The 655-nt window shown below is 47.0% G+C and carries 1 protein-coding gene; it reads right to left on the reverse strand.

Annotated features, from left to right (window positions below):
- Positions 1-11: 11 nt before the first annotated feature.
- On the reverse strand, positions 12-655 hold a 644-nt coding region (locus AC01FP_RS18530; RefSeq protein WP_474482345.1), incomplete at its 5' end, for a hypothetical protein.

Below are 655 nucleotides of genomic sequence, written 5' to 3' on the forward strand. Positions count from 1 at the left end.
GCTACCCTTAATCAAGGCCGCCTGAATGGCAGCCAAGGAGTGACAACTTTCCTGAAAGTCACCGCGGCAAGAAACTCTTCTCCAGCTGGATCAATAATGCAATACTTCGCGCTGTTGTTCTTTAAGGCTGGCTCTTCTAATCTCTGTCTTGGAAGAACTAAATAAATCGATCCGGGGTCATCAACGTCAATACGTAGTGACAGTTGATCTGACGTGTAAGCTCTCCTCTCGCTGTTTTGAGTGCGTTCATCCCTATCAATCTCAATGAGGCACTGTATTTCGCGTTGGATTAGATTTTCAAACCATTCTTCTAGATCTAAACCTGTCTCAACGTACTTTAACTGTTCGCACAGAAGCTTGTTGAATTCAGGAGAGAAGCCACCAGCTTCACGAATGAACCGCACAATATCAGCTGATATAGTCTCCAGCGAGTTTCCTTGATCGAGCAAGTCCTCTAAGGCAACTGACAGGACTGATCGATCACTGCGTCGCGGGAACGAGAGTTTCCAGGAATGAGAGATGTTTTTTTTGTTTGAGTCAACTGTTTTAGGAAGTCTGAGTTTTCGATGGCTTTCTAATGGAAAGGCATCATCTCTCTCCAGCCCCCAGCGCAGCCTCCGGTTGGCGCGATGCCCTGGCCTTCGCGATCCTGTTT

The sequence above is a fragment of the Cyanobium sp. NIVA-CYA 375 genome (assembly GCF_056108345.1).